Source organism: Neptunomonas sp. ABH4_499, from assembly GCF_056160565.1.
Window position 1 is genome coordinate 1 of sequence record NZ_JBSWXK010000045.1, and the last position, 597, is coordinate 597.

Consider the following 597-nt stretch of genomic DNA (forward strand, 5'->3'; position numbering starts at 1 on the left):
CACCATGCGGGGTAAAGTTTGTTTCAAGCAGTGTAACTGAGGATTCGACCGCAGGTCGAGGGCTGAAAGACTTATCCGACAGCCTCAACACCTGAACATGGAGCACAAACAGGCAGGCTATAATAGCGAATCTGCCTTCTTAATTGTGTCCTAGCTTCTGTTTTTATTGAGTTTAACAACATTGTTTTTACCACTACTTTTATTTTCTTTAACAGGCTTAACCTTGCTTAGAAAATGTGGTGATACTGTCCATTTTTGGCCAGACTCCGTGACCACTGTTACGGATTTCTTATTGTATTTTACCAGTATACCCACTTGCCGACCTCTACCAGGAGGTTCGAAGGTAACTTGCTCACCAATATTAAATCTCATCATTTCCTGATGATCATGGTAAGACTGGATGAACTTTAGACGCTCAATGATGCGATTATTGAGTTCTATCAATTCATCTTCTGAAAGATTATCTATGTCTATTTTCAAGATTTACGCTCCATTCTATTCAGATACATAACGAGACTGTCGGATTAGACATTTAACACCATAAGACTTCATCCCACAGTCCTCCTTCATATTCTTTAACGCCTAAAAAAAGTTTTT

At 39.2% G+C, this 597-nt stretch carries 1 protein-coding gene; it reads right to left on the minus strand.

The window, feature by feature from the left end; translation table 11 throughout:
• Window positions 1-150: 150 nt before the first annotated feature.
• On the minus strand, window positions 151-480 hold the full coding sequence (locus tag ACXAF9_RS18165) for a hypothetical protein (RefSeq protein ID WP_475076840.1): 330 nt from the start codon (window positions 478-480) through the stop codon (window positions 151-153).
• Between the last annotated feature and the right edge of the window lie 117 nt (window positions 481-597).